This is a genomic window from uncultured Phyllobacterium sp., from assembly GCF_902479695.1.
GTDB lineage: Bacteria > Pseudomonadota > Alphaproteobacteria > Rhizobiales > Rhizobiaceae > Phyllobacterium > Phyllobacterium calauticae.
In genome coordinates, this window is the sequence record NZ_CABSQF010000010.1 from 1 (window position 1) to 21,940 (window position 21,940).

19 protein-coding genes are annotated in these 21,940 nt (G+C 60.4%); 8 read left to right on the plus strand and 11 right to left on the minus strand.

The window, feature by feature from the left end; translation table 11 throughout:
- Nucleotides 1-240: 240 nt before the first annotated feature.
- Nucleotides 241-657, minus strand: a complete 417-nt coding sequence (locus tag RDL77_RS08135) for a helix-turn-helix domain-containing protein (RefSeq protein ID WP_223612962.1) — start codon at nt 655-657, stop codon at nt 241-243.
- Between the two features lie 149 nt (nt 658-806).
- On the opposite strand from RDL77_RS08135, the gene RDL77_RS08140 reads away from it, so the two are divergent.
- Nucleotides 807-1,448 (plus strand): NAD(P)-dependent oxidoreductase, encoded by a 642-nt coding sequence (locus RDL77_RS08140; protein WP_223612961.1) that lies wholly within the window; start codon nt 807-809, stop codon nt 1,446-1,448.
- Nucleotides 1,449-1,602: 154 nt separating this feature from the next.
- Nucleotides 1,603-2,667 (plus strand): LLM class flavin-dependent oxidoreductase, encoded by a 1,065-nt coding sequence (locus tag RDL77_RS08145; protein WP_288192554.1) that lies wholly within the window; start codon nt 1,603-1,605, stop codon nt 2,665-2,667.
- 43 nt (nt 2,668-2,710) lie between these two features.
- Here RDL77_RS08145 and murI read toward each other — a convergent pair whose 3' ends face one another.
- A complete protein-coding gene (murI, locus tag RDL77_RS08150) occupies nt 2,711-3,511 on the minus strand; it encodes a glutamate racemase (protein ID WP_288192477.1) in 801 nt (266 codons plus the stop codon).
- Nucleotides 3,504-4,373 (minus strand): RNA methyltransferase, encoded by an 870-nt coding sequence (locus tag RDL77_RS08155; RefSeq protein ID WP_223612959.1) that lies wholly within the window; start codon nt 4,371-4,373, stop codon nt 3,504-3,506. Before RDL77_RS08155 ends, murI begins: the two co-directional genes overlap by 8 nt.
- 214 nt (nt 4,374-4,587) lie before the next feature.
- Here RDL77_RS08155 and RDL77_RS08160 point away from each other — a divergent pair, with 214 nt between their 5' ends.
- Entirely contained in the window at nt 4,588-5,802 is a 1,215-nt protein-coding gene (locus RDL77_RS08160) for an NADP-dependent isocitrate dehydrogenase (RefSeq protein WP_223612958.1), read from the plus strand.
- A gap of 331 nt (nt 5,803-6,133) precedes the next feature.
- Here the strand turns inward: RDL77_RS08160 and RDL77_RS08165 are convergent, their stop codons facing one another.
- From RDL77_RS08165 to recA, 3 genes are all read right to left on the minus strand, one after another.
- Nucleotides 6,134-6,607: a hypothetical protein gene (locus RDL77_RS08165; protein WP_288192478.1), complete on the minus strand. Its 474-nt coding sequence runs from the start codon at nt 6,605-6,607 to the stop codon at nt 6,134-6,136.
- Nucleotides 6,608-6,898: 291 nt separating this feature from the next.
- Nucleotides 6,899-9,556, minus strand: coding sequence for an alanine--tRNA ligase (gene alaS / locus RDL77_RS08170; protein ID WP_288192479.1), 2,658 nt, complete (start codon nt 9,554-9,556; stop codon nt 6,899-6,901).
- Nucleotides 9,557-9,948: 392 nt separating this feature from the next.
- Nucleotides 9,949-11,043: a recombinase RecA gene (gene recA, locus RDL77_RS08175; protein WP_182549139.1), complete on the minus strand. Its 1,095-nt coding sequence runs from the start codon at nt 11,041-11,043 to the stop codon at nt 9,949-9,951.
- A 318-nt stretch (nt 11,044-11,361) separates the two neighbouring features.
- Between recA and RDL77_RS08180 the strand changes: the two genes are divergently transcribed.
- Nucleotides 11,362-12,312 carry a carbohydrate kinase family protein gene (locus RDL77_RS08180; RefSeq protein ID WP_288192480.1) on the plus strand — a complete coding sequence of 317 codons (951 nt, stop codon included), beginning with the start codon at nt 11,362-11,364 and terminating at the stop codon, nt 12,310-12,312.
- 32 nt (nt 12,313-12,344) lie between these two features.
- The gene (locus RDL77_RS08185; RefSeq protein WP_223612954.1) at nt 12,345-13,274 is read left to right on the plus strand and encodes a pseudouridine-5'-phosphate glycosidase; all 930 of its coding nucleotides are present in this window, start codon (nt 12,345-12,347) and stop codon (nt 13,272-13,274) included.
- Here the strand turns inward: RDL77_RS08185 and RDL77_RS08190 are convergent.
- Both RDL77_RS08190 and RDL77_RS08195 read right to left on the minus strand, forming a co-directional pair.
- A complete protein-coding gene (locus RDL77_RS08190) occupies nt 13,267-13,926 on the minus strand; it encodes an OmpA family protein (RefSeq protein WP_223612953.1) in 660 nt (219 codons plus the stop codon). The two genes, RDL77_RS08185 and RDL77_RS08190, sit on opposite strands and share 8 nt — an antisense overlap.
- A 70-nt stretch (nt 13,927-13,996) precedes the next feature.
- Nucleotides 13,997-14,521 carry a GNAT family N-acetyltransferase gene (locus RDL77_RS08195; RefSeq protein ID WP_288192481.1) on the minus strand — a complete coding sequence of 175 codons (525 nt, stop codon included), beginning with the start codon at nt 14,519-14,521 and terminating at the stop codon, nt 13,997-13,999.
- 322 nt (nt 14,522-14,843) lie between these two features.
- Between RDL77_RS08195 and RDL77_RS08200 the strand changes: the two genes are divergently transcribed.
- Nucleotides 14,844-15,557, plus strand: coding sequence for an SDR family oxidoreductase (locus RDL77_RS08200; RefSeq protein WP_288192482.1), 714 nt, complete (start codon nt 14,844-14,846; stop codon nt 15,555-15,557).
- Nucleotides 15,558-15,738: 181 nt separating this feature from the next.
- Here RDL77_RS08200 and RDL77_RS08205 read toward each other — a convergent pair whose 3' ends face one another.
- Entirely contained in the window at nt 15,739-16,434 is a 696-nt protein-coding gene (locus tag RDL77_RS08205) for a helix-turn-helix transcriptional regulator (protein ID WP_288192483.1), read from the minus strand.
- A gap of 88 nt (nt 16,435-16,522) precedes the next feature.
- The gene (gene cckA / locus RDL77_RS08210) at nt 16,523-19,111 is read right to left on the minus strand and encodes a cell cycle histidine kinase CckA (protein ID WP_223612949.1); all 2,589 of its coding nucleotides are present in this window, start codon (nt 19,109-19,111) and stop codon (nt 16,523-16,525) included.
- A gap of 337 nt (nt 19,112-19,448) precedes the next feature.
- Here cckA and RDL77_RS08215 point away from each other — a divergent pair, with 337 nt between their 5' ends.
- Nucleotides 19,449-20,537: a flagellar biosynthetic protein FliO gene (locus RDL77_RS08215; RefSeq protein ID WP_288192484.1), complete on the plus strand. Its 1,089-nt coding sequence runs from the start codon at nt 19,449-19,451 to the stop codon at nt 20,535-20,537.
- Between the two features lie 73 nt (nt 20,538-20,610).
- Here RDL77_RS08215 and dksA read toward each other — a convergent pair whose 3' ends face one another.
- Complete coding sequence (dksA, locus tag RDL77_RS08220) at nt 20,611-21,027, minus strand: RNA polymerase-binding protein DksA (RefSeq protein ID WP_091877580.1); 417 nt, start codon at nt 21,025-21,027, stop codon at nt 20,611-20,613.
- Between the two features lie 372 nt (nt 21,028-21,399).
- On the opposite strand from dksA, the gene RDL77_RS08225 reads away from it, so the two are divergent.
- A complete protein-coding gene (locus RDL77_RS08225; RefSeq protein WP_288192485.1) occupies nt 21,400-21,915 on the plus strand; it encodes a histidine phosphatase family protein in 516 nt (171 codons plus the stop codon).
- Nucleotides 21,916-21,940: the final 25 nt, after the last annotated feature.

A 21,940-nucleotide genomic window follows, 5' to 3' on the forward strand; every position in this document is an offset into this window, starting at 1 on the left:
GTCATGATGAAATCCCCTGGCTTGTCATACGGGGTCGGTGCCCCTGGCAACTGTTCGGGTGTCATCGAAGGACAGGGCCTTGCTCACCATCGGACTTCATGTCCCGCTGTCGAAACGGCCTCCTGCCATCGGTCCACGTGCTTGTTAAGAGGCACGTGGACCATGCCACTATACATCCCTTCAAACAGACAAGCTTGTCGAACCACGCACAACATCTGATGCAGCGGAGTATCCGAACTCCTATCCCTGCTGCGCCTCGTCGAAAACCGTGCGGGCTTGCCGCAAATGATCACGATTCTTCACCGCCCAGTCGCCCAGGGCGCCGATGGGAACGGCAATCGAATGGCCGATCGGGGTCAGCGCATAGGTGACCTCCGGCGGCGATGTCGGCTTGACGGTGCGCGATACCAGACCGTCACGCTCCAGCGAACGCAGCGTGACCGTCAGCATGCGCTGCGAAATCCCCTCCACCATGCGGCGCAGCACATTGAAGCGGCGCGGACCGTCCTGAAGATTGATGATCACCAGAAGGCTCCAGCTGTCGCCGACGATGTCGAGCACTTCCCGCATCGGGCATCTGCCTGCACTGTCGGCGACCATCGCAGCCGAGGTTGACAGCAGAGGCACATCGCCATCGGGTTTCGCATGTATACTCATCGGATAAAATCTCCAGTGTTTCCAGGCTGGTTACTTCCGTGTTCCCTGAAACGGAAAAAGTGCGTTCTTCACAGGAAGCAACTTCTAGCATAGATGGTTATCAATAGTAACCAGAAAACAAACCGTACCCAAGCACCCAGGAGATCAAAATGAAAATCGCACTGATCGGCGCCACCGGCTTCATTGGCAAGGAACTTCTGCCGGAAGCTGTCTCGCGCGGCCATAGCGTGACAGCGCTCGTTCGCAATGCCGACAAGGTTGAAAAGCGCGATGGCGTCAAGGCCGTCAAGGCGGATGTGCTCGATGTCGCCGACCTCACTGAAAAGCTGAAGGGCCACGACATCGTACTCTCGGCCTACAATCCGGGCTGGGGCGAGCCTGATATTCAGGCCATTCATATCAAGGCGAGCAAGGCAATCACCGAGGCCGCCAAGCAGGCGGGCGTCAAGCGCCTGATCGTTGTCGGCGGCGCAGGCAGCCTGTTGAATCAGGAAGGCAAGCAATTTGTCGATGGCCCTGATTTTCCTGCCGAATATCGTGAAGGCGCCCTCGGTGCCCGTCAGGCCCTGAACGACCTGAAGACGGAAAACGGTCTGGACTGGAGCTTTGTCTCTCCGCCATTCGCCCTCGTGCCTGGCCCACGCACCGGCACCTACCGGCTTGGCAAGGACAATCCCGTGGTCAACGCCGAAGGCCACAGCACCGTCAGCGTGGCTGACCTTGCCGTCGCCATTCTCGATGAAGCCGGGACGCCAAAACACGTCAGGCAGCGTTTCACCGTTGGATACTGATATCGATTGCACGAACCACGCACCGTAACATTATGCAGACCGCCCCATCCGGGGCGGTTTCCTTTTGGTGCCTCGGCAACCCCAATGTGCGTTCTTCACAAGCAACCGCGCTGTGCTTACCTAAGCAGCAACACAAGACATGAAGGTGAAGATCATGGAACTCGGCATCTATACATTTGCGGGCATGAGCCCTGACCCGACGAGCGGCGTTGCCATCGATGCGCACCAGCGCATGCAGAACCTGCTGGAAGAGATGGAACTGGCGGATCAGGTTGGCCTCGATGTGTTCGGGATCGGCGAGCATCACCGCCCGGATTTCGTCATTTCCACGCCCGCCGTGGTTCTGGCGGCGGGTGCTGCACGCACCAAGAATATCCGGCTGACCAGCGCCGTGACCGTCTTGAGCTCGGAAGACCCGGTTCGCGTGTTCCAGGAATATGCGACGCTCGACCTGATCTCTTCGGGCCGTGCGGAAATCATGGCGGGGCGTGGCTCGTTCATCGAGTCCTTCCCCCTGTTCGGCTATGACCTCAACGACTACGACGAGCTGTTCACGGAAAAGCTCGACCTCCTGTTGAAACTGCGTGCCAGCGAACGTGTGACCTGGAAAGGCAATCTGCGTGCGCCGATCAGCAATCTCGGCGTTTATCCGCGCCCGCTGCAGGATCCGCTGCCCGTATGGATTGCCGTTGGCGGCACCCCTGCTTCGGTCATCCGCGCGGGCACACTCGGCCTGCCGCTCGCCATTGCCATCATCGGCGGCGAACCGCATCGCTTTGCACCACTGGTCGATCTCTACCGTGAAGCCGGGGCAAAGGCCGGTCATGCGCCGGAGAGGCTGAAGGTCAGCATCAACTCGCATGGCTATGTCGCCGAGACGTCACAGGCTGCAGCGGATGGCTACTGGCCGTCCTATGAGGTGGTGATGAACAAGATCGGCCGCGAACGCGGCTGGCCGCCAAGCAACCGGGCGCAGTTCGAAGCAGGCCGCACGCCGCGCGGTGCCCTTCTGGTCGGCTCGCCGCAGGAGGTCATCGACAAGATCATGCTGCAGCACAGCTACTTCAAGCATGATCGCTTCCTGCTGCAGATCGATCTCGGCAGCCTGCCGCACAGGAACACGCTGAAGGCCATCGAGCTGTTCGGAACAAGGGTTGCTCCGGTCATCCGCAAGGAGCTTGGCCAGCCCGTGAAGGCGGAAGAAACGGCATTGGCTTAGAGCCAATGACGGCGGGGCTTCCGGTCCCGCCGTTCACTGAAAATCAAGCCATGGCGAGCCCGAAACCCTGCATCAGGCGCCGGGTGGAAAAATCGGGATTGCCCGAGGTGAACACGGCGATGTCGTCGCCATGCTCCGGTTCGCTGCCCGCACCGTTCGGCTTGAGCAGCGACAAGGCGCGGCGCGCAATTGCTTCGGCCGGATCGAGCCAATCCACCGGCCATGGGGCAAGGCGACGGAACACATTGGCCAGAAACGGATAATGCGTGCAGGCCAGAACGACGATATCGGTACGCTTGCCATCCATTTCGACAAAGCATGGCGCGATTTCCGCCTCTATCGCCGCATCGTCGAGATGATCGCCGCGTATATGCGCTTCCGCCATGCGCGCCAGGTTCTGGCTGCCGACCAGCCGCACATGGCATTTCGTGGCAAACGACTGAATGAGATCGCGCGTATAGGCGCGCTTGACCGTGCCCGGCGTTGCCAGAACGGTGATGAGGCCGGACGAGGTGCGCTCTGCCGCCGGTTTGATGGCGGGAACAGTGCCGACAAAAGGCACCGCCGGAAAGGCCCGGCGCAGATCGTCCAGCACCAGCGTCGACGCTGTGTTGCAGGGGATGATCACGATCTCCGGATCGTATGTGGCAATGAAGCCCTCGAACAGGCCGAGAATGCGGGCGCGCAGCGGCTCTTCGTCCCAGTCGCCATAGGGGAAACCGGCATCGTCGGCGATATAGACAAAACGCCGATCCGGGATGAGCACCCGCGCCTCGCGCAGGACGGTCAAGCCGCCAATGCCGCTGTCAAACGCAATGATCGGCCGGTCCGCTGTGTCATTCATCGCCGGGTATATCCTCGCGTCCCGCTGGCTTGACGGCCGTTTTCCTGGCCGCCGGCTTTTCCCGCTTGCGCCCTTCCGGCGCACCGGAGCCGCGCGGCGTCTTCGGGCTGAAATAATCCAGCGAGACAACGACACCGCGCAACAGCTTCAGTTCCGAGTCGGAAAAACCGGCACGGGTCAGCACACCGCGCAGATTGTTGACCATGATTTCCTTGCGGGCCATGGGCCGGAAATAGCCGCGCGCCTGCAAGGCGTCTTCCAGATGGTTGAAAAAGCCCTGCAGCTGTTCCTTCGGCGCGGGTTCGAGTTCGGGACCACGAAAGGCCGTGTCCGTTTCCTTCTCCAACCCTGACTTCATCCACTCATAGGACATGAGCAAAACCGCCTGTGCGATGTTCAGCGACGAAAATGCCGGGTTGACCGGAAATGTCACCAGCTCATCGGCGAGGCTGACTTCGTCATTATTGAGGCCGAAGCGCTCACGCCCGAAAAGAATCCCGGTTTTCTCGCCCCGGTTGAAGCGCTGGCGCAGCGTCTGGCCCGCCTCGACGGGTCCGCGCACCTGCTTGAAGGCATCGCGTTCCCGCGCCGTCGTCGCGTAGACGAAATGCAGATCCTCGATAGCCGACGGCAGATCGTCATAGACCTTCGCCCCATCGATGATGTGGTCGGCACGGCTTGCGGCGGAGCGCGCCTTGTCGTTGGGAAATTCCTCGCGCGGCTTGACGAGGCGCAGCTCCGCCAGCCCGAAATTGGCCATGGCCCGCGCCACCATGCCGATATTCTCCGGCAATTGCGGCTCGACCAGGATGATCGCCGGCCCTTCGGCAATGAGTGTGCGCTGTCTGTCTGTACCTGCCATGATCAATCCATTGTGAATGCCGCCCTCATACAACGCGTTTTTTCAACGGGCAATCGTGCATCGGGCCGATGCCCGGCTCATATTCCGCCAAGATTGCGATTAAACACTTAAAGCCAGTCTTTGCGTTCTGGTTTGCGAGTGCTATAGGGGCGCGAACCCTCAATGAAAACCGATGCTGGCATTCCCAGACCAGTAATAAAGAGGCTGATTATTCATGGCAAAGATCAAGGTTGCAAACCCGGTCGTCGAACTTGACGGCGACGAGATGACCCGCATCATCTGGCAGTACATCAAAGACAAGCTGATCCATCCCTATCTCGACATCGACCTGAAATATTACGATCTGGGCATCGAACATCGCGATGCGACCGACGATCAGGTGACCATCGATGCGGCCAATGCAATCAAGCAGTATGGCGTCGGCGTCAAGTGCGCCACCATCACCCCGGACGAGCAGCGCGTTGAGGAATTCGGCCTGAAGAAGATGTGGAAGTCGCCCAACGGCACGATCCGCAACATTCTCGGCGGCGTTATCTTCCGCGAACCGATCATTGCCAAGAACGTTCCCCGTCTGGTTCCCGGCTGGACCCAGCCGATCATCGTTGGCCGCCATGCCTTCGGCGATCAGTACCGCGCCACCGATTTCCGGTTCCCCGGCAAGGGCAAGCTGTCGATCAAGTTTGTCGGCGAAGACGGCAAGACCATCGAACACGACGTCTATGATGCGCCAAGCGCCGGCGTTGCCATGGCCATGTACAATCTGGATGATTCCATCCGCGACTTTGCCCGCGCCTCGCTCAACTATGCCTATAACCGCGGCGTCCCCTGCTATCTGTCGACCAAGAACACCATCCTCAAGGCCTATGACGGCCGCTTCAAGGACATTTTCCAGGACGTGTTCGATGCCGAGTTCAAGGACAAGTTCGCCGAGAAGAAGATCACCTATGAGCATCGCCTGATCGATGACATGGTTGCCTCGGCGCTGAAGTGGTCCGGCGGCTATGTCTGGGCCTGCAAGAACTATGACGGCGACGTGCAGTCCGACATCGTGGCACAGGGCTTTGGCTCGCTCGGCCTGATGACCTCCGTGCTGATGACGCCGGATGGCCAGACGGTGGAAGCGGAAGCTGCCCATGGCACCGTGACACGCCACTACCGCCAGCACCAGAAGGGCGAAGAAACCTCGACCAACTCCATTGCCTCGATCTTCGCCTGGACGCGTGGCCTTGCCCACCGCGCCAAGCTCGACGGCAATACCGAACTCGACCGCTTTGCCAACACGCTGGAAAAAGTCTGCGTCGATACGGTTGAATCCGGTTACATGACCAAGGATCTGGCGCTGCTGATCGGTCCGGACCAGCCCTGGCTGTCCACCACGGGTTTCCTCGACAAGATCGACGAGAACCTGCGCAAGGCCATGGCCGCCTGATCTGGGGCCGCCTGATCAGGCATCGCCATCGAACAACACAAGCCCCGGTTCGCCGGGGCTTTTCTTTGATCGCCAGGCTTTCCGGGCGGTCCCTTTCTCCGCAGCTTTCCCGGCAGGTCCCTCTCCTTGCGGTTTCCCTATGCGGCAGCCGTTTTCACAGGCCCTCCGGTTTGCCGGATTCCTCATCCGATCATCCGGCTATCCCGCAGTCTTTTCGCCGGTATCCTGATCAACCGGTCTCCTTATTCCCCCGTCCCTCGCCGCCCATCCGCCGAAACCGCCTCCTGTTTGTTGCCGCCAAGCGATACCGCAAGCGCAGGTTTACGGGGCACTAGTCGTCGTCAATATTCGCGTCCTCTTCGGCAGGCGCCTGCGCTTTTGCCGGTGGCGCCCTGTTTGCGGCCGCGGGCGGCAGTTTCATGCTCGATTTGAGATCCAATACCCGGCGGAAGGCATGGGCCGGAATCCTGCCGACAATTTTCCCGGCCTTGCCCGCCAGTTCGAAGTCGAGCCCCTTCGTGGCGGCGGCAACAAAATCAGCCTCATCCATGGCCACCACGCCGGTTTCCTCGCGTGTGGGCAGGCAAGGCCGAAAGAAACAGGCCGCCCGTCTGCTCACTCCCTTTTCGAACCGCATCTGCCGGCCATAGCTCCAGGCCTCGGAGAGGTGGCTTTTGCCCTGGCCGGTATAAAGCGTCTTGAAACCGTATCCCACCGTCGTCGAATAGTAGGGCTGCGCGTTCAGCGACATGAACAGATCCAAATAGGCCAGGACATCCGGCCCGAAGGCCGTATCGCTGCGCATATGAACATCCTTGACGACCGTCGAGGTCTGGCAGGAAACAAGCAGCATCGCGGCGAGCAGAAGAGCCAGTATTGTCTTCACGTCAGTTCTCGAAATGGATAGCTAAAAACAGTTTTTGAAAATGCGAAACAAAATTGCGATGCAGAAAAAACACCGCAAACCAATCAGCCTGCGCACGTAAAATATCAGGTAAAAATACCGGAAAATCAATCTCTTGCCCACTCAGCAATTAGTATGAGCGGGGGCATTTCCGGCCGCATCACGCTGCGGCCGGAAATACAATGCTTGGTGTTAGCCGGCGAGCGCGTCGCGCACGGCAGCCACGGCCGCCTCGGCCTTGGAACCGTCGGGACCGCCGGCCTGCGCCATGTCGGGACGGCCGCCGCCGCCCGCACCGCCGAGCGCGGCGGACGCGATCTTGACCAGGTCGACGGCGCTGAACGTGCCGACGAGATCGTCGGTGACACCGACAACCGCGCTGGCCTTGCCATCTTCCGACACGCCAATGAACGTCACGATGCCGGAGCCGACGGTCTTCTTGGCATCGTCGGCCAGCGGCTTCAGGTCACGCGGATTGACGCCGGTGACCACCTTGCCGATGAAGCCGACACCATTGACCGTTTCGGACTGCGCGGCGCCATTGCCGGAGCCGCCAAGCGCCAATTGCTTGCGCGCCTCGGTGAGCTCGCGTTCCAGCTTGCGGCGCTCATCCAACAGCGCCGTCACGCGCGCCAGCGCGTCGGCAGGCGTGGACTTCAACGCACCGGCAATCGCCTTGACCCGGTCGTCCTGTTCTTCGAGGTAGCGGCGCGCGGCTTCGCCGGTCAACGCCTCCATGCGGCGCACACCCGCCGCCACGGCGCTTTCCGAGACAATCCGGATCAGGCCGATATCGCCGGTGGCGCGCACATGCGTGCCGCCGCACAGTTCCGTCGAATAGCTCTTGCCCGATTTCTCGCCGTGCAGCGCGGTTCCCATGGAAACCACGCGCACTTCATCGCCATACTTCTCACCGAACAGCGCCATGGCGCCTTCCGCGATGGCATCGTCAACCGCCATCAGGCGGGTACTGACCGGTGCGTTCTGCAGGACGATTTCGTTGGCGAGGTCTTCGATGACGGCCAGTTCCTTGTCCGAAATCGGCTTCGGATGGGAAAAGTCGAAACGCAGGCGATCCGGCGCAACGAGCGAGCCCTTCTGCGCGACATGGGTGCCAAGGGTTTCGCGCAGCGCCTCATGCAGCAGGTGCGTCGCCGAGTGGTTGGAGCGGATACGCGTCCGGCGCCCGCTGTCGACCGTCATCTCCACCGGAATATCCAGCTTTACCGTGCCCTTGAGCACCTTGCCCAGATGCACGAACACGCCGTCATTCTTCTTCTGCGTGTCGGTGACAACAACGGTGAAGCCGTCGCCGGAGATGATGCCGGTATCGCCCTGCTGACCGCCGGACTCGGCATAGAACGGCGTCTGGTTGACCACGAGGGCAATGGCCTCGCCTTCCCCAGCGCTGTCCACCTGCGCACCGTCCCGCACCAGCGCGGTGATGACGCCTTCGGCCTTTTCCGTCTCGTAGCCGAGGAATTCGGTGGCGCCGACCTTGTCGCGCACCGCAAACCAGACCGTTTCTGTCGCTGCGTCGCCGGAACCGGACCAATGGGCGCGGGCTTCCGCCTTCTGCCGCTCCATGGCCGCCGCAAAAGCATCGGTATCGACAGCGATACCGCGCTGGCGCAGCGCATCCTGGGTGAGATCCAGCGGGAAACCGAAGGTGTCATAGAGCTTGAACGCGGTTTCGCCATCGAGCCGATCGCCTTCGCCAAGACCTTCCGTGGCATCGCTCAGCAGGCCGAGGCCGCGGTCCAGCGTCTTGCGGAAACGGGTTTCCTCAAGCTTCAGCGTTTCGGAAATCAACGACTCCGCACGGATCAGTTCCGGATAGGCCTGTCCCATCTCACGGATCAGCGCCGGCAGCAGGCGCCACATCAGCGGCTCCTTGGCACCCAGCAGCTGCGCATGGCGCATGGCGCGGCGCATGATGCGGCGCAGCACATAGCCGCGGCCTTCATTCGACGGCAGCACGCCATCGGCAATGAGGAAGCTCGATGAGCGCAGATGATCGGCGATCACCCGGTGGCTGGCGCGGAATTTTCCTTCCGCCTTGATGCCGGTCGCATCTTCCGACGCGCGGATAAGCGCCCGGAACAGGTCGATATCGTAATTGTCGTGTTCGCCCTGCAGCACCGCGGCCAGACGCTCGAGGCCCATGCCGGTATCGATGGACGGGCGCGGCAATTCAATGCGCTGCTCCTTGGTGATCTGCTCAAACTGCATGAAGACGAGGTTCCAGATCTCGATGAAGCGGTCGCCATCCTCGTTGGCGCTGCCGGGAGGGCCGCCCCAGATGTCTTCGCCATGGTCGTAGAAAATTTCCGAGCACGGGCCGCATGGGCCGGTATCGCCCATCGCCCAGAAATTGTCGCTGGTGGCGATGCGGATGATGCGGTCATCGGACAGGCCGGCGATCTTCTTCCAGAATCCGGCAGCCGCATCGTCCGTGTGGTAGACGGTGACGAGCAGCTTGTTCCTGTCGAGACCATATTCCTTGGTGATAAGGTTCCAGGCCAGGCTGATCGCCTCTTCCTTGAAGTAATCGCCGAAGGAGAAATTGCCGAGCATTTCAAAGAAAGTATGGTGGCGGGCGGTATAGCCGACATTGTCCAGGTCATTGTGCTTGCCGCCGGCGCGCACGCATTTCTGCGATGTCGTGGCCCGGCTGTAAGGCCGCTGCTCCAGACCGGTGAAAACATTCTTGAACTGCACCATGCCGGCATTGGTGAACATCAGCGTCGGGTCGTTGCGCGGCACAAGCGGGCTCGACGCCACGATCTCATGGCCGTTCTTCTTGAAATAGTTCAGAAATGTCGACCGGATTTCGTTGACGCCACTCATGTGCATTGCCTTCTGACTTGTCTCTAACCAAAGCGAAATAGCCCCTTTCTGCAACAAAAGGGCGGAACGCAACGCTTGTAGCGATGCGACCGCGGCCTGTCCAGAAAATCCCTGTGATAATGGGCCTTGCTTATGAACAGCACAGTCTTCGAATACGTGCACTCTTCCTCATGCTGAGCTTGTCGAAGCACGCAGAGCGGTTGTGCGTGCTTCGACAAGCTCAGCATGAGGGAGGTCTGCTCAATATGTGGGAAGGTAGCGCTGCGTGCGGTGAAGCACAGCCTCGGCCCGAGGGACGTTCTTACAGCGTGAGAGCATTTTAAAAGAAAAACCCGCATCCGGCGGCCGGATGCGGGTTTGAATTGCGGACCGGAACGGTCCGTCCTGGGAGATCAGCCTTCGGCGGCCTCGGGTCCGTCATTGTCCTCGACATCGTCCGGGCCCTTGTCCAGCATCTGCTCGGCAATCAGACCGGCATTCTGGCGCAGGACCAGCTCAATCTCATTGGCCACTTCGGGATTGTCCTTGAGGAAGAGCTTTGCGTTGTCGCGGCCCTGCCCCAGACGCTGGGAATTGTAGGAGAACCACGAACCGGATTTTTCAACGATACCCGCCTTGACGCCGAGATCGACCAGTTCGCCCGTCTTGGAAACACCTTCGCCATACATGATGTCGAATTCGACCTGCTTGAAGGGGGGCGCAAGCTTGTTCTTGACCACCTTGACGCGGGTCTGGTTGCCGACCACCTCATCACGTTCCTTCAGCGCACCGATGCGGCGGATATCGAGACGCACTGAAGCATAGAATTTCAGCGCATTGCCGCCCGTCGTGGTTTCAGGCGAACCGAACATCACGCCGATCTTCATGCGGATCTGGTTGATGAAGATAACCATGCAATTGGAGCGGGAAATGGATGCGGTCAGCTTGCGCAGCGCCTGGCTCATCAGGCGGGCCTGCAGGCCGGGGAGAGAATCGCCCATCTCGCCTTCGATTTCCGCACGCGGGGTCAAGGCGGCAACGGAATCGACCACCAGAACATCGATCGCACCGGAACGCACCAGCGTATCGGTGATCTCCAGCGCCTGCTCGCCCGTATCAGGCTGCGAGATCAGAAGATTCTCCAGATCCACGCCCAGCTTGCGGGCATAGACCGGGTCCAGCGCATGTTCCGCGTCGACAAAGGCGCAGATGCCGCCCTTCTTCTGGGCTTCCGCAATCGTATGCAGCGCCAGGGTTGTCTTACCCGAGCTTTCCGGCCCATAAATCTCGACAATGCGGCCTTTCGGCAGACCGCCGACGCCAAGGGCTATATCCAGGGAAAGCGACCCGGTCGAAACCGTCTCAATTTCCACAACCTGCTCATTGCGTCCAAGCCGCATGATCGAACCCTTACCAAAGGCTCTCTCGATCTGTGACAATGCCGCATCCAGCGCTTTCGTTTTATCCACCGAATTACCCTCAACTAACCGCAAAGAATTTTGAGCCATGTTACACTACCCCTGTGCTATCCATGAAGCCCGGATGCTCCGGCCTTTGAAGATATTTGTATCTGTTTTGTTCTCATTTGGCAATATGTACAAGCCATTGAAAAACAATAATAACACAAAAATGTTCTTAAAATGTTCCGAAAGTTGGCTGCCTGCGCTTGTCCACATGTTCCTCGTGTTCGGGCAGCATGGACGGGAAAACCGCGGCCGGCAAATTCGAATCGTTGCGGCGATTGCGTCGGGGCAGCAGGCCATCTAGAGAAGGAAAGGACCAAGTGTCTTGCAACCGATCATTTTGTTCAGCAAAAGCCACCAACCATGACTCAGGATTACACACCGCTGCTGTTTGCTGTCGGCGGCGCCCATATGGACCGGCGCGGCCAGAGCAGCGTTCCCTTCATTCCCGGCGCGTCCAACCCCGGCATCATGCGCGAAGAGCCTGGCGGCGGCGTGTTCAATGCTTTGCGCCTTGCCGTGCGGCGCGGTGTGCGGGCTGAAATGCTGTCGGTGCGCGGCGGCGACCGGGTTGGCGATGTCATCGGCGCCGCCTTTGAGGCCGCCGGAATCAAGGACAGTTCCGCCGTGTTCATCGACCGGGCGACCCCGAGCTATACGGCGATCCTCGATGAACAGGGCGATGTGGTGGCGGCCATTGCCGACATGGCGCTGTATGAACTCGCCCTGCCCCGGCAGTTGCGGCGGCGCAAGGGGCGCGATTCCCTCGATGCTGCCGATGCGGGTTTCGGCGATGCCAATCTGCCGTCGGAAGCGTTGCAGAAACTGGCCGAGCTTGCCGGCGGCAAACCGCTCTATGCGCTGGCGATTTCCCCGGCCAAGGCGGTGCGGTTGCGGCCGGTTCTCGGCGATCTCGCCTGCCTGTTCCTCAACCGGCGTGAAGCCTTTGCGCTGACGGGACTGGGCGCCGATGCCAGCCTGCCCGATCTGCACCGCGCCCTGACGGCAGAGGGTCTGCACACTGCCGTTGTCAGCAATGGCGGGCAGGCTGCGCTGGTCTATTCCAGCGGCGGTGCATTCTCCCTTCTTCCGCCAGCGCTGACCGGTATTGCCGACGTGACCGGCGCGGGTGATGCGCTGGCCGGCGGCACCATATCGGCGCTGATGCGCGGCCTTCCCCTGGAGGACGCCGTGCGCGAAGGCTTTGCCGCCTCGGCGCTGACACTGCAAACCCATTCGGCAACGCCGATCTTCACATCCAGGATTTTCGACGCGGCCCTCGCGACCATACCGGAGGCCATCCCGCTCGCATGAGCCAACGGCCTGATACGACAAAGGAAAGAACCATGACCACAACAGCTCTCAACCCGTTCACCGACATTGCACCGGAGGTGCAGAAAGCACTTGCCGCCGGGCAGCCGGTGGTGGCGCTGGAAAGCACGATCATCACCCACGGCATGCCCTACCCGGACAACAGCCGCATGGCCGCCGATGTCGAGACGATCATCCGCGATGGTGGCGCAGTCCCGGCGACCATCGCCATCATCGATGGCCGCCTGAAGATCGGCATTTCGGCCGAGGAACGCGAGGCATTGGCGCAGGTCAAGGGCGCCATGAAGCTGTCGCGTGCCGATCTGGCGTTTGCGCTGTCGGAAGGCCGCACCGGCGGCACCACCGTTGCCGCCACCATGCTGGCCGCACACATGGCCGGCATCAAGGTGTTTGCCACGGGCGGCATCGGCGGTGTGCATATGGGCGCGGAGACCAGTTTCGACATATCGGCCGATCTGGAAGAATTGGGCCGCACCCCGGTGATCGTCGTCTCGGCGGGCGCCAAGGCGATTCTGGATATTGAAAAGACGCTGGAAGTGCTTGAAACCAAAGGCGTACCCGTTGTGGTGCATGGAGCGGATGTTCTGCCGGCCTTCTGGTCGCGCCAGTCGCATCTCAAGGCCCCCTTGCGTCTCGACACGCCGGAAGCCATCGCCAGGTTCCAGGCAACGCGCAGCGCCATCGGCGTCAACGGCGGCATGCTGATCGCCAACCCTATTCCGCTGGAAAGCGAAATTCCGGCCGACATCATGGGCGGATATATCCGTGAAGCCCTGTCGCGCGCCACAAAAAATGGCATCACGGGCAAGGCCGTAACGCCATATCTTCTTTCGGAAATTCTCGACATCACCAAGGGCGAAAGCCTGAAGGCGAATATCGCCCTGGTGGAAAACAATGCACGCCTTGCAGCGCGCATTGCTGTCGCCCTGACACTGGTCAGGTAAGCGGCGAAATCTGCAGTTCGACGCGGCGATTCTGCGACCGGCCGGCTTCCGAATTGTTGGAAGCAATCGGCCGGTCCATGCCGAAGCCGCGAACGGAGAAACGCCGGTTGTCGATGCCCTGCTGGGTCAGGTAGTTCGAAACAGACAGCGCGCGGCGCTCGGACAGAAGCTGGTTGTACTGCTGGCCGCCGACATTGTCCGTATGGCCATAGACATCGATGATGCTCCGGTCGAACTTGCGCAGCACCACTGCAACCGAATTCAGCGTTGCAAAGAACTGCGGCTTCACCGCATCCTGGTCGGTAGCAAACGTGATGTTCGACGGCATGTTCAGGATGATCTGGTCGCCGTTACGGGTCACCGATACGCCCGTGCCCTGCAGCTGGGCCCGAAGCTCCGATTCCTGGCGGTCCATGTAATTGCCGACGGCACCGCCGGCCAGCGCGCCGATACCGGCACCGATCAGCGCCGCGTTGCGGCCGGATTTGCCACCGCCGCCAACGGCGAGACCACCCAGCGCACCAACCGCTGCGCCGATTGCCGCACCACCGGCCGTATTCGATATTTTTTGCTCGCCGGTATAGGGATCGGTGGTGGTGCAACCGGCCAAAAACGTCGCGGCAAGGCAGCCGATGGCAAACTTCTTGATCATGGAATCAGGTCCCCGTTGGAAATGTTGCGAAATATAGCATCGAATACGGCAAAATATGGAAAGCAAACGGCTAAATCAGCCGTAGCCGCGCCATGGCCAGGGCATCGACAAATCGCCCGTTCTTGAAGGCATAATCCCGGTGCACGCCTTCCCGCTCGAAGCCGCATTTTTCGTAGAGACCGATGGCTTTGACATTGTCGGCATGGACCGTCAATTCCAGGCGCCGGATGTTGAGCCAGTTGTCCGCCGCATCGATCAGGGCAAGCAGCAGCGCCTTGCCGATGCCGTGCCCGGTGAAATCGTCGTGCACGCCGAGCCCGAGATGCGCCGTATGGGCCCGCCTGCCATCGGAGCGATGCAGGCCCGCGTGGCCAACGATCTGTTGATCGATCTCGGCAACGATGCTTGTCGTCCCCGCGCCCAGACTTTCGAGCCATTTGCGGGTCTGCTCCGCACTTTGAAAGGGCAGGCGTAAAGTACCGGCACGAAAACCGGGTAAATTGGTCAATGTGTTGATCTGTTCAAAATCGGCGGCACGCGCCGCCCGGATCGAGAATGCGCTATCGTGGGGTGGTGATAAAGGTTGGTCTTGCATCTTGCTCTCCGTTTGTTCGAGGAGAGCGAAGGTCAGACCCTGCTCGCCTCGTGGCAGGGTCTGGTGAAAGATCGCGTCGACGTCAGCGCAACAGCCCTCCACCACCCCTGAAAAGGAGTGCGGTACCAAGCATCATGATATTCGAACGACGGATCATACCGCCATCTTTCACCACAATATCAGTGATTTCAAGAGAGTTTCTGATTCAAAACCTGATCCCGGTTCAAAAATTTTGACGAATATGCCGGGCGGAATTCGTTTGCGCCGCCGGTCTTATTCCAACATGCTCCGCCGCACCCAAACGACACCGACAGGATTTCGCATGACTGAGACCTCACAATCACCCGTAGCAATCATCACCGGCGGCGGACGCGGCATGGGCGCAGGCATAGCGCGCGAGCTGCACGCCAGAGGCTACCGGCTCGGCCTGATGTCGCCGTCCGGCAGCGCCATCGAGCTGGCAGCGGAATTGGGTGCAATCGGCATCAAGGGTTCGGCTGGAGAAGCCAAGGATCTGGAAACGCTCGTCGCCAAGACAGCGGAAGCCTATGGGCGCATCGACGCCGTGGTCAACCATACGGGCCATCCGCCGAAGGGTGACCTCATCGACATCACCGACGAGAAATGGGCGCTTGGCAATGATCTGATGGTGCTGAGCGTCGTGCGCATGGCGCGGCTCGTCACACCCTATATGCTCAAGCAGGGCAAAGGCGCCTGGGTGAACATCACCACCTTTGCCGCTTTCGAGCCAAGCCTCGTCTTCCCGGTGTCCTGCGCCTATCGCGCCGCCGTCGGCGCCTATACAAAACTCTACGCGGATCGCTACGCCGCCGACAATATCCGCATGAATGCGTTGCTTCCCGGCTTTATCGACAGCCTCGATCACAAGCCGGGCACCGAGAGCGGCATCCCGATGAAACGCGTCGGCACCATGAACGAGATCGCCAAGACAACCGCGTTCCTGCTGTCGGACGATGCGGGCTACATCACGGGGCAGAACATTCGCGTGGATGGCGGGATCACCAAACACGTCTAAACAGCGTTAAGGGCAGCACATCGAAGGCTGCCCTGCCATATGGGCGCGTGGTTCGACAAGCTCACCATGAGGGATGGAGTAGGTTGCAGGGAGCTAATCCTGCAATGTTTCCTAGTAGCCTTGCAGCCAAACCACTTCCCTCATGGTGAGCTTGTCGAACCACGCACCTCTTAATCCCGATCTACATCAGGTTGACGCCGAGGGCTTCACGCAGATGCCGTTGGCCGTTCGGCGTCACGGATACGGCGCGCGTGCCGTCGGCGCGCCGGATCCACCCCTTATCGAAGCAGTGACTGCACAATGCGGCACCGATGGCACCGGCCAGATGCGGGCGTCGCTCGCTCCAGTCGAGACAGGGACGGCACAGGATGCGCCCCTTCTTCTGATGGATCGCACCGATATCCATGCCCAGCCTGTCGAAAAGCGACAGGCCGCTATCCGTCAGTTCACCCGCATCAAACCCGAGTTCCAGATGCCCGGCCCCGACCAGCGCGTCGGCAATTGACACACCCAGTTTCCCCGCCAGATGGTCATAGCAGGTGCGCCCCGCGCGCAAGGCCGCATCGCGCGGCCCGGTGCGCACGGTCTTGCTGGGCGTGCCGGGTGTTGCAATCTGCATGATGCTTTCGATCATTTGCGCAACCGCTGGTGATGCCAGCCGGTGATAGCGGTGCCTGCCCTGCTTTTCCACCTGCAGAAGCCCGGCCTCCGTCATGCGCATCAGATGGCTGCTGGCCGTCTGGGCCGTAATCCCGGCAAGCTGCGCCAGTTCGCCCGCGGTCAGCGCGCGTCCATCCATCAGGCCCGTGAGCATGCTGGCGCGGCCGGGATCTCCGGCCAGCGCGGCGATTTCGGCAAATCTGGCGGTGTTCGACATGGCATTCTTCCGTGGCTGCTTCCGGGCCGATACTGGCCTATCCACGGCAAGGATGCTTCGAAAACGCTCGAAGTATCAAGTGCGTCCTCTATTCGCTTTCCAGCATTTCCTTGACCGACGTCGCCAGCTGCTTCAGCGAGAAGGGTTTTGGCAGGAAGCCGAATTTGGCATCTTCCGGCAGGTTGCGGGCAAAGGCGTCTTCCGCATAACCGGAAACGAAGATGAACTTGATATCCCCGTACTCCTTGCGCAGTTCGCGCAGCAGCGTCGGGCCATCCATCTCCGGCATCACCACGTCGGACACGACGATATCGACCTTGCCGCCCAGTTCCTTCATCACTTCAAGCGCTTCGACACCGCTGGACGCCTCGTGTACCGTATAGCCGCGCGATTGCAGTGCCCGGACACCGCCCATGCGCACCGCGTCCTCGTCCTCGACGAGGAGAACCGTTGCGGAGCCGGAAAGATCGGTGGCCTTCTCGACCTTCTTTTCCTTCTTCGGCGCTTCAACCGCAATCACTTCACCTGCCGCGTTGAGGACCGGAGCCTCCACATGGCGCGGCAGGAAGATGCGGAATGTGGTGCCCTTGCCAAGTTCGGATTCGCAATGGATCGAACCGCCGGTCTGCTTGATGATGCCGTAGACCATGGAAAGCCCGAGACCGGTGCCCTTGCCGACTTCCTTGGTGGTGAAGAACGGTTCGAAAATCTTCTCGATGACCTCGGGCGGCATGCCGGTGCCGCTGTCCTGCACCTCGACCAGGACATAGTCGCCTGGCAGGAGATCGCGGTAGTTCAGCGCCGCGCTTTCACTCTCGCCGATATTGCGGGTGCGGATGGTCAGATCGCCGCCTTCCGGCATGGCATCGCGCGCATTGACGGTCAGATTGACCACCACCTGCTCGAACTGGCCGAGATCGGCGCGCACCGGCCACAGGTCGCGGCCATGCTCGATCTTGAGGTTGACCTGCGTTCCCGCAAGCCGCGTCAGCAGCATGCGCACATCGGCGATGACATCGGTGAGATCAAGCACTTCCGGACGCAGGGTCTGGCGCCGCGAGAATGCCAGGAGCTGCCGCACCAGCGATGCTGCGCGATTGGCGTTCTGCTTGATGTTCATGATGTCGGCAAAGGAGGGATCGGAAGCGCGGTGATTGGTCAGCAACAGATCTGACGACATGATGATTGCCGTCAGCACATTGTTGAAGTCGTGGGCGATACCGCCCGCGAGCTGGCCGACGGCCTGCATCTTCTGGCTCTGGGCCATGGTGGCTTCCAGCGCCTTTTGCTCCGTGGTTTCCACGACGGAAACGATGGCAGCCTCCTCGGCGCCCTCTTCCGAGCCGGCATCGAAGACCGGACTGATATAGAAGCGCAGATGGCGCTCCTCATGCCCGGGAATGACCGTATCCACCGGCGAAATCTCCGCCTTGCCGGCAAAGGCAGCGGCCAGCGCCCGGTCGAAAGCTTCTCTGTCGCGCTCATGCACGACGGTTTCCAGTGGCGTGCGCCGGTCGATGGCATCGCGGTCCACCACGGGCGAGAACAGGCCGAGGAACCGCGCATTGGTGCGCAGGATCTTGCCTGAAGCATCGACGGCGGCAATCGCCATGGACGCCGAGTTGAAAAAGCGGGTGAACCGTACTTCGGCGGCGCGCAGGGCGGCGGAATTGTCCTCGCCTTCGGCGCGGTTGAGCACGATTGTCCGGGTCGGGCCGCGCTTGCCGTCGCGCTGCGCCTGCACACGGTGATAGAAGCGCACGGCGAGGCTCTGGCCGTTCGCCTTGGCCAGATCGAGATCGATCACCGTGTTGCGGCTGGTACCCGGTTCCGTCTTCACCGCATTGATCAGCGCCATGCCGTTGCCCGCGACGACATCGCGGACCGTCATGGAACCCGGCGTGAACTTGGTCAGGTCAATCCCGAGCCATTCGGCCAATGTCGCATTGATATAGGTGATGCGCCCGTCAGGGTCGGCGGAGAAAAAGCCCGCCGGGGCATGGTCGAGGTGATCGATGGCCTCCTGAATATCCTGGAAATAGCGCTCCTGCTCGGCGCGCTCGGCGGAGATATCGGCAATCTGCCATGCAAAAACCGGCGCTGTCTGACCGGGAATACCCGCAACGGCACGGGCCTTGACGCGATACCAGGTCGGTATCGGCGCGCGCGCGGGGTCGAGCGGCCGCGACAGGCGCAGCTCCTCCTGGCCGGAAATACCGTCCCGCACCGCATTGGCCAGCCGGTAGATTGGATCGGAAGCGGCGCTTTCACTGGAAAGTATGTGCTCTATCGCCCGGACATCGCTGGAATTGGTCACGCCCGTCAACTGGGCATAGGCACGGTTGGCGTAGACGATACGGCCCTTCTGATCGGTGACAACCGTGCCCTCGGGAAACGTATCGACAAAGGCGCGCGTCAGTTCATCGCTGGTGCCGCGCGGTGTGAACTGAATGACATTGATGGCCGAACCGAAGAGATAGAACACGCCGGTCATGGCCAGCGTGCCGAGCAGTCCCAGCAGAAACTGCTGCCCCAGCTGGTCGCGGTAGATGAAATAAAGGATGGAAACGCCAACCAGCACAATGCCGAGAATGACAAGACGCAAGGCCGCCTTGATCGACTTTGTATTGGCAATGATCGGTTCTGGATAAAGATCGTTGTTCGTCTCTTGAGACATCCGTCTCAAACCCCTTCTTTTCATCGCGGAAGCTGCCCGGGCAGGCCACAATATTTTGAACCGGCTGAGGTCCGTATGACCAATGCTGGTTCCGAATCGTTTGGATCATATCTTTGATGCCGTATAAACCCCAAGCGTGCAGAACCAGCCATTATTCCACGGTTTCGCACGGCAATTGCGGCACAAGATCGGCAGGACCAGCCGATAGCCACAGGCCAGACGATGCGTCAGGGTTGCAGCAGGCAAAGGCTCGCACTAGTGTCACACAGATTATTGCTCCGGGTTCCATGTCGGGGGACGTGCGTTTTGGTCCGGAGAATGTAAAGGAGAGTTCGTCATGCATAATTGGCTGGTCGCTGTCGTCGGCGAAACCGCTGCCCCGATTGTCGGGTTCATCCTTCTTTTCGCACTGGTCATTGTTCTTCTGCTGCTCGTCTTTGCCGTTTTGCGGCGCGTCACCGGCGGAACCTTCGTCGCCGGCGGGCGCAACCGTCAGGTCCGCCTGTCGGTGACCGATGCCGCTGCTGTCGATAACCGACGCCGCCTGGTTCTGGTGCGCCGCGACGACGTGGAACACCTGATCCTGATCGGCGGCCCCAGCGATTTGGTGATCGAGCAGAATATCCGTCAGTTTGCCAAGCCGCAGTCCCGCGTCGAACCTGCGGCCACCATCGCTCCGGCGGATGCCGAGCCGAAAGCCGAGGCGCGGCCGGTTGAGGCACCCCGCCCGCAGCCCGTGGCTCCGGCGCGCGTTTCCCCGCCCGTCCCGCCGGTCAGCCGGCCCGCGGCGCCGGTGCACCCGGCAGCACCGCCCGCGCCGGTTCGTCCGGCCGCTCCGGTTCAAGCGGCGGCTCCGCAACGCGAAACGGTGCAGCCCGAACCACAGCGCCCCATCACGGCAGCAACGCCGCTGCCGCCCGTTCCACCCATGGCGCCCATTCCTCCGATCACCAGTGCGCCCGATGCCGTATCGCCACCCGCCGCGGTGCAGCAGCCTGCTGGGACACCCCATATCGAGGCGCCGCATAGGGACAATGGCTGGCAGCGGACGGCCTCGCCGTCCTTTGGGGCAAGCCAGCGCAGTGAACCGCACATCGATGCCCTGCCGCATTTTGATGAGACACATCCGGAAACCAAGACGCCTGTGGAAACCAGAACCACCACGGCGGCGGCGTTCCCGTTCGCCGTGCAGAGTGAAGGCGTAAGGTCCATCCACGAAGAATCGTCGCTGGAAATTCTCGGGCCGGCCAAGGCGAAAGAACCGGACATCAATCTGGCGGACCTTGATTTCGGCGATGCGTTCGAGTCGGATCTCGAAGGCGAGCTCCACATCACGCCCGATGAGGAAGTGCGCAAGGAGACCGGCAGTATCGAGGATGAAATGGAGCGCCTGCTCGGTGATCTGTCCAGGCCGGAAAAGCGTTAGTCTTCAGAGAGACTTCTCCAATAAAAAAGCCCGGAACGATCCGGGCTTTTTTATTGGTTTCATCAAGGTCGCATCAATCGTCGCGGTAGACTTTCTCGCGTCGTTCGTGACGTTCCTGCGCCTCGATGGAAAGTGTAGCTATCGGCCGTGCATCCAGACGCTTCAAGCTGATCGGATCACCGGTCTCCTCGCAAAACCCGTATGTTCCGTCATCAATGCGCTGCAAGGCTGCATCGATCTTTGAGATCAGTTTGCGCTGCCGGTCACGCGCCCGCAACTCGATCGCACGGTCCGTTTCGGACGATGCACGATCAGCGATATCTGGCAGGTTCGCATTTTCCTGCTGCAGGATCTCAAGCGTTTCACGCGCCTCCCGCAGAATGTCGTTCTTCCAGTTGATTAGTTTTTCACGAAAATAGGATTTCTGCCGATCACTCATGAAAGGCTCGTCATCCGTGGGCTTATAGTCAAGATCGATAAGTTTATTCATCTTTGAATCACCCTGCACCTATGAGACGCGAGGAGGCCTATATAGGTCGTGTCACAAAGCCGCACAACTGCAAAACGACAGGCTGTTAAGGGATTCGAACAAGGCGGTTTTGCTTAAATAATCGGCAAACAATCCGCCAAATACGGGCCATCTCGACATAAAATGCGATATTCCAGCCGAAAATACGGCAAAATCCCGGTTTTGGCCGCCTGTATCCGCTGGCACTGTTTAACCATTGCCTCGCAGAAATGCAGACCGCCCATAAATAGGACAGGCCGGTTTTGCACAATTATTTGAGAATTGCGTCATTTGCCGCAGAGGTTTATCCATTCATTGTGTCCTAAAAGAACCAAAACACTGTGGAGTTTAGAGATGAGCCAGGTCTATTTACTCCGCCATGCCAAAGCAGTCTGGCCATCTCCCGGGCAAAAAGACTTTGACCGGACTTTGGATTCTGTCGGGATTCAATCGGCAACCGTTCTCGGCGAAGAGATGAAACGGTTCGGGCTGCGGCCGGACATTGTCCTCTGCTCGACCGCCGTTCGGGCGAGGCAGACACTCGAGCATATCGCCCTGCAACCGCCCTTCATTCTGGAAGACCTGGAAAAACTCTATTCCGGCAGCGCCGACAACTATCTGACAGCCATCCGCATGGCGGGGCTTGAGTATGAAAATGCCCATTCCGTCATGCTGGTCGGCCATAATCCGATGATGGAGGATGTGGCCATTGCCCTTGCCGGGCGCGGCGATCCGCCCGCTCACCCCACCTTCGCAGCCGGTTTTCCCACGGCGGGGCTCGCCGTCATTGATTTTGCCGTTCCCCTGGCGGAAATCCGCCATGGAACCGGGACGCTGAGCACGTTCCTGTCGCCTTCCGAGCACCTCTGAAAAAAGCCAACGTCTTGTCATTAGA